The sequence below is a fragment of the Stutzerimonas stutzeri genome, assembly GCF_000935215.1.
In the GTDB taxonomy this organism is placed as follows: domain Bacteria; phylum Pseudomonadota; class Gammaproteobacteria; order Pseudomonadales; family Pseudomonadaceae; genus Stutzerimonas.
The window spans coordinates 1-6,871 of record NZ_JXXD01000121.1; the positions used below are offsets into that span (position 1 = coordinate 1).

Here is a 6,871-nt window from a genome sequence, read left to right on the forward strand (position 1 = left end):
TCGCCGGTGACGCTGAGCAGGGTGCGCAGCAGTTGCCCGGTATCCACGCCGTTCAGCTCGCGCGCCGCCAGGGCGATGCGCAGGGCCAGGTGAGCCGGCAGCGGAGCCCGTCCGTTGCTGGGCGCCATCGTTCAGCCCTCGCCGGCCCGTTTGGCGCGCAGGGTGATCGGCAGTTTCGGCGGCGCCGAGAGGGGTTCGAGGTAGTAGCTGGAGCCATCGGCCAGGGCGACTTCGCCGCCCCAGCGTTCGGGGCTGTCGTGTTCCAGGCTGACGACGATTTCTTCCTGGTCCTTCTTGGCGATGTAGAAGGTCAGCTGGCCATTCTTGTTGCGGCTGATCATGACACTGGGCATGGGAGGCTTCCTGAAAATGGGGCTGGCCGGCCGACGACCATTGCGGTGCGCCGGCCGGCCAGGATGGGGAGGTCGCCCTCCCCGCTCGCGGTCAACGAACCAGGTCGTAGTTGTAGTCGGTGCTCTGCATGCCGCGGGTCTCGTCGTCGAGGCGCTCGAGCACGGCGTTGACGAGGGTGGTCAGTATCTGCATGGCGCCTTCGTAGCCCAGGGTGGTCTGGCGATGCAGGTGGTGGCGGTCGAAGATCGGGAAGCCGAGACGGATCAGCGGCACCTCGAACTCCTTGCCCTTGTGCAGCGTGTCGCGCTGGATGAACTTGCCGTAGCTGTTGCCGATCATGAAGTCCGGCTTGTCGGTGAACACCAGCGAGCGCATGTGCCAGAGGTCCTTGCCGATGTACACGGTGCAGTTCTTGCCGTAGGGCGAGGACTCCAGGATCGCGTCCATGGCCTTCTTCCAGCGCTTGTTGCCGTTGTGGGCGAGGATGTGCACCGGCTCGGCGCCCAGCTCCAGGAGGAACTTGGCCATGCCCATGACGAAATCCGGATCGCCCCACAGCGCGAAGCGCTTGCCGTGCAGCCAGGTGTGCGAGTCGGTCATCATGTCGACCAGGCGACCGCGCTCCTTGGCCAGGCTTTCGGGGATCGGCTGGCCGCTGATCTCGCTGACCTTCATCAGGAACTCGTCGGTCCAGTCCAGGCCCATGGGGGTGCTCAGCTTGGGCGTCTCGTGCTTCCAGGTGCCTTCGACGAACTTCCTGGTCTTTTCCAGCTGCCAGGGTTGCAGCAGCAGGGTGTTCAGGGCGTTGGGCGCATCCTTGATCTCGTCCTGGGTGGTGCCGCCGGAGTACATGCGGAACTGGCCGTCGGCCGGGGTATCGAGCACTTCTTCCGGATCGGAGAGCAGGCTGTAGCCGACGTCCATTTCCTTGAGCATGCGCTTGATCACGCGGAAGTTGCCCAGGTAGGTCTCGAAGCCGGGAACGACATTGATCTTGTGGTTGCTACCGACCACCTTGTCGTCCATGTGATTGAGGGTGAAGTAGCGGGCAATGCCCTCGAACATGTTGTCCCAGCCGGTGACGTGGCTGCCGACGAAGCTCGGGGTGTGGGCATAGGGGACCGGGTAGTCCTCGGGGATGAAGCCCTCCTTCTTCGAGTTGTTGATGAAGGCGTTGAGGTCGTCGCCGATGACCTCGGCCATGCAGGTGGTGGACACGGCGATCATGTCCGGCTTGTAGGTGGCCTTGCAGTTGGCCAGGCCGTCCTTCATGTTCTGCTGGCCGCCGAACACCGCTGCGTCCTCGGTCATGGAGTCGGACACGCAGGACACCGGCTCCTTGAAGTGGCGGTTGAAGTAGGTGCGGAAGTAGGCCACGCACCCCTGCGAGCCGTGCACGTAGGGCATGGTCTTCTCGAAGCCCAGGGCGCAGAGTACCGAACCCAGCGGCTGGCAGGCCTTGGCCGGGTTGACGGTCAGGGCTTCGCGCTGGAAGTTGAGTTCCTGGTATTCCTGGGTGGTGGTCCACTGGAAGACTTCGTCGATCTTCTCCTGCGGATGCTTCTCCTCGAAATCGTCGCGCTTGCGCGCGAGCATGTCCTTGTATTCGTCGTCGCGGAACAGCGGGTAGCTGGGTTTGATGTTATCGACTTGCTGGCTCATGACTTTCTCCTTCGCCTCACTCATCTGTGAACGGCGATCACGGATATCGGCGGCGACCGGCCCATGCCGGCCGCCGCGGATGTTGCGTACGACTGCGCACTATCAGGCGCTGGCGGCGACCTTCTCGACCGATTCCTCGATTTTCTGCCAGGGCGCCTGCAGCTTCTTCCAGCATGGGTTGTTCAGGGTCATGTCCATGTCGCGGGCGAAGATGGCGAAGCCGTCGAAGCCGTGGTACGGACCGGAATAGTCCCAGGAGTGCATCTGCCGGAAGGGCACGCCCATTTTCTGGAAGATGTACTTTTCCTTGATGCCGGAGCCGATCAGGTCGGGCTTGATCTTCTTCACGAACTCTTCGAATTCGTAGCCGGTGACATCGTCGTAGAGCAGCGTGGCGTTGCCCATTTCCTTGAGGGTGCGGTCGTAGTCGTCGTTGTGGCCGAACTCATAGCCGGTACCGACCACTTCCATGCCCAGGTCCTCGTAGGAACCGATCACGTGGCGCGGACGCAGGCCACCGACGTAGAGCATCACCCGCTTGCCTTCCAGGCGCGGACGGTACTTGGCGATCACCGCTTCCCACTGCGGCTGGTACTTGGCGATCACTTCCTCGCATTTCTGCTTGATGTGGTCGTCGAAGTGGGCGGCGATGGCGCGCATCGATTCGGCGGTCTTGGTCGGGCCGAAAAAGTTGTACTCCATCCATGGGATGCCGTACTTCTCTTCCATATGCCGCGAGATGTAGTTCATCGAGCGGTAGCAGTGCACCAGGTTGAGCTTGACCTTGGGGGTCAGCTCCATCTCGGAAATGGTGCCGTCGCCGGACCACTGGGCCACGACGCGCAAACCCATTTCCTCGAGCAGGATGCGCGAGGACCAGGCATCGCCGCCGATGTTGTAGTCGCCGATGATGGAGACGTCGTACGGGGTGGTCTGGAAGCTGGTGTCGTCGTCGCGCTTGTCCAGCACCCAGTCACGGATGGCGTCGTTGGCGATGTGGTGGCCGAGGGACTGCGATACCCCGCGGAAGCCTTCGCAGCGCACCGGCACCACGGTGGTGTCGTACTCGGCGGCCTTCTTCTTGGACACCGCCTCGATGTCGTCGCCGATCAGGCCAATCGGGCATTCCGACTGCACCGAGATGCCCTTGTTCAGCGGGAACAGCGTCTCGACCTCGTCGATCAGCTTGGCCAGCTTCTTGTCGCCGCCGAAGACGATGTCCTTCTCCTGGAAATCCGAGGTGAAGTTCATGGTGACGAAAGCGTTCACGCCGGTGGTGCCGATGTAGTAGTTGCGCCGGCCGGCCCGCGAATACTGGCCGCACCCCACCGGACCGTGGGAAATGTGGATCATGTCCTTGATCGGCCCCCAGACCACGCCCTTGGAGCCGGCATAGGCGCAGCCGCGGATGGTCATCAGCCCCGGCTGGGACTTCTTGTTGGAGGTGATGCACTTCTTCGACTGCTCCAGCGACGGGTCGTTGGGCGACAGGTGCTTGGCGCGGTCCTTGCGGGCTTTCTCGGGATAGACTTCCAGGACTTCCTGGATGAGGGACTCGACCTCTTCACGTGACATACCGGACATGGTATGACCTCCTCTTGCCTTGCGTTCATATGCGGGTAGCAGAGCCGTCGCCCTGGCGGGCGCAAGTCTCCGACAGGGCCAATCCGCCCTGCCCCGTCCTGCGAGCCTGATCCACGGCCTGGCTGGTCAGGCCAGGCGGGCCGTGGACGGCTCTCTGAAGCGGCGCGATCAGACGGCGGCTTCGGCGGCCAGTTCGGCGGCGGTCTTGCCGACGATCGATTCGTCCTCCACTTCCATGACGCCGAATTCCATCAACAGGTCTTCGAGTTCGTCCATGGTGATGGGGGTCGGGATGACCAGCTTCTTGTTGTTGACGATCTTGGTCGCCAGCTGCCGGTACTCGTCCGCCTGCTTGGCCGTCGGGTCGTACTCGATGACGGTCATGCGGCGGATCTCGGCGCGCTGGACCACGTTGTCGCGCGGCACGAAATGGATCATCTGGGTGCCCATCTTCTCGGCCAGGGCCATGATCAGTTCGTCTTCGCGGTCGGTGTTGCGGCTGTTGCAGATCAGCCCGGCCAGGCGCACGCTGCCGGAGTTGGCGTACTTGACGATGCCCTTGGAGATGTTGTTGGCCGCGTACATGGCCATCATCTCGCCGGAGCAGACGATGTAGATTTCCTGGGCCTTGTTCTCGCGGATGGGCATGGCGAAACCGCCGCACACCACGTCACCGAGCACGTCGTAGAAGACGAAGTCCAGATCGTCCTCATAGGCGCCTTCCTCTTCGAGGAAGTTGATCGCGGTGATCACCCCGCGACCGGCGCAACCGACGCCCGGCTCGGGGCCGCCGGACTCGACGCACTTGATGCCGCCATAGCCGGCCTTGAGCACGTCCTCCAGCTCCAGGTCTTCCACGGTGCCGGCCTCCGCCGCCATTTCCATGATGGTGTTCTGGGCCTTGGCGTGCAGAATCAGGCGGGTCGAGTCGGCTTTCGGGTCGCAACCGACAATCATCACCTTTTTGCCGAGTTCGGCCAGGGCCGCCACGAGGTTCTGGGTGGTCGTGGACTTACCGATCCCCCCCTTGCCGTAGATAGCGCATTGACGCATTGCCATAATTAAGTTCCTCAGGTTTCGTTTCCACATGAAATGTACGTGGGCTATAGGCACGAACAAGCCTGCGCAACGAGGTAGGTGCAGTCTTTGTGCCAGCGCTTTTATCGAAACCCAAGTTATTGTTTTTTAATTATTTTATAAGAAAAAAAGACATTATCGCGACAGTGGCATACACAACAAAAGGAAGCCTCTGTCGGTGCCAATGGCAACAACCCAACAAACTTTCCACGCCGCTTGCGGGAATCTTCCAGGCAACTTTCCATGGCCTTCCCGAGCCTGTGGCAAATACGACAATTGTCGCGAACGCGCCGCGTCCCGAATCGGGAAAGTTACGGAAAATATTCGTGATAACAACGAGTTGCCGAACTTTCGGCGATTGGCGTGCATATTGCGAAGCACTCCTGGAAACCGACAGCAGGAGAATCCCGTGAACAGCAGTCCGATGCAGGAAATACTGGCCGGCCTCAAGGCCGGCGACAGCATTCCCTATCTGGGACCCGGCGTGCTGCGCGAGGTGGTCGACCGCCACTCCGGACAGCCGATCCCCGCCGATAGCGACAGCCTTATCCTGGCCATGACCGGCGGCCAGCCAATGGCCGAACGGCTGATGTACGAGTTCCCCAGGGCCGCCATGCACCTGGAGAACAAGAAGGGACGCAGCTTCATCGAGCGTTTCCTGACCCAGACCTACGGCGGCGACAACTGGACGCCCTCACCCGTCCACCAGTGGCTGGCCGACCTGCGCCTGCCCTACGTGATCGACTGCAACCGCGACACCCAGTTGCAACGCTGCTACGCCGACCGCGCCCATACCCTGGTGGTCGGCTGCGCCCGCCTCGCCGGCACCCACTATCGTTTCGAGCTGTACCAGTTCGACGCCGGGCAGTACCGCCGCATCGGCCTGGAGCAGGTCGACAGCGACCTGCCGGTGCTGTTCAAGCCGCTCGGCACGCCCCTGCCCAAGCCCAGCTACGTCGCCTCGGACGCCGACTTCGTCGACTACATCACCGAACTGATGGGCGGCTTCGCCGTGCCGGCCTGGCTCAAGCTGCAGCGCCGCGGCAAGCGCTACCTGTTCCTCGGCATGCGCTTCAACCGCGACACCGAACGCATGGTGATGAGCGACCTGATCCACGACGCCGCGGCCGACGCCGGCTGGGCGCTGATCGACGGACCGAGCGAGAAGGAACGCAAGGTCTGCCAGCGCAAACACCTGCACCTGATCGAGGACGACTGGAAAACCCTGTTCGCCCTCGCCGCCCACGACGCCGCCAAAGTGGCCTGATTTCAACGACCGGAGATCCCTCGATATGCTGCTGAACACCTACGAAGCCCGCAACCTGCTGTGCAACCTCAGCTTCAACGGCACCACCAGCCAGGCCGACACCTACGCCTTCCGCGGCGACCTGGTACTGGAGGAAGGCGATATAGCCGATGCGTCCGGCCGGCGCATGCCGCCAAAATCCGTGGTCAAGCAGGCCGTGCTGCTGGCCAGGAACGACAAGCTGGTGATGGCCGCCGGCATCCTCGTCGAACTGACCCTGCTGCCGCTGTTCATCCAGCACTACCGCGGCGACCTGGCCCCCGGCATCCGCGTGCTGTTCTATGTGGAAAACCTCGGCAAGGCGCTGCAGGTCGACCTCGACGGCGTGAACATCATCCTCCTGCCGCACCCCGACGGCGGCGCGGTATGGAACACCCTGATGGACGACCTGCGCCTGGACAAGGACGACTTCAAGGGGCAGAGCGCCGAAGACAAGGTCATCACCGTGTACGAGGCCCTGGTCGACTACCAGCCGAAGCTCGACAGCCCCAGCTACGAGGAAGCCCTCGGCTTCACCGTCGCCCCCCGCCGCGCCGCCCGCGGGCCGGTCTGAATTCCCTGTAGGCGATGGAATTGGCTTCGCCGCCATGGGACTCGACTCCACCTCCATGTGCTGGCGCGGGCGACGCGGTTTAGCCAGCCCATGGGCAGCACGGGTGCGTGAAACGGTTTGACATCCCCAGCTTGGCGATAAGCCACTCCCCTGTGCTCCCAGGGGAGTTTTTTTGTGATCCGCCATCCATGGCGATCACCCTTCGGGCCGTCGCAAGCGACGTCAAAAATGGCTCCCGGCCATTTTTCTGGGAGGCCCGGTCTCGGTTTTTCAGGCTTCAGGCTTCAGGTCTTTGGCAGTCCTTCGGCCTGCATCGCCGCGAGGGCGCGCCTCCC

7 protein-coding genes are annotated in these 6,871 nt (G+C 62.6%); 2 read left to right on the forward strand and 5 right to left on the reverse strand.

The window, feature by feature from the left end:
- The 5 genes from LO50_RS24720 to nifH all read right to left on the reverse strand — a co-directional run.
- The coding region (locus tag LO50_RS24720) for a dinitrogenase iron-molybdenum cofactor N-terminal domain-containing protein (RefSeq protein ID WP_336434165.1) at positions 1–128 on the reverse strand (128 nt) is incomplete at its 3' end.
- A 3-nt stretch (positions 129–131) separates the two neighbouring features.
- Positions 132–353 carry a putative nitrogen fixation protein NifT gene (gene nifT / locus LO50_RS13455; protein ID WP_003297996.1) on the reverse strand — a complete coding sequence of 74 codons (222 nt, stop codon included), beginning with the start codon at positions 351–353 and terminating at the stop codon, positions 132–134.
- Positions 354–444: 91 nt separating this feature from the next.
- Positions 445–2,016, reverse strand: a complete 1,572-nt coding sequence (nifK, locus tag LO50_RS13460) for a nitrogenase molybdenum-iron protein subunit beta (protein WP_042921677.1) — start codon at positions 2,014–2,016, stop codon at positions 445–447.
- A gap of 102 nt (positions 2,017–2,118) precedes the next feature.
- Complete coding sequence (gene nifD, locus LO50_RS13465; protein WP_042921675.1) at positions 2,119–3,600, reverse strand: nitrogenase molybdenum-iron protein alpha chain; 1,482 nt, start codon at positions 3,598–3,600, stop codon at positions 2,119–2,121.
- Positions 3,601–3,768: 168 nt separating this feature from the next.
- Positions 3,769–4,659 (reverse strand): nitrogenase iron protein, encoded by an 891-nt coding sequence (nifH, locus tag LO50_RS13470; protein ID WP_042921674.1) that lies wholly within the window; start codon positions 4,657–4,659, stop codon positions 3,769–3,771.
- Positions 4,660–5,086: 427 nt separating this feature from the next.
- Here nifH and LO50_RS13475 point away from each other — a divergent pair, with 427 nt between their 5' ends.
- Both LO50_RS13475 and LO50_RS13480 read left to right on the forward strand, forming a co-directional pair.
- Positions 5,087–5,944: an SIR2 family protein gene (locus LO50_RS13475; RefSeq protein WP_152623979.1), complete on the forward strand. Its 858-nt coding sequence runs from the start codon at positions 5,087–5,089 to the stop codon at positions 5,942–5,944.
- 25 nt (positions 5,945–5,969) lie between these two features.
- Positions 5,970–6,536, forward strand: a complete 567-nt coding sequence (locus LO50_RS13480; protein WP_042921672.1) for a hypothetical protein — start codon at positions 5,970–5,972, stop codon at positions 6,534–6,536.
- Positions 6,537–6,871: the final 335 nt, after the last annotated feature.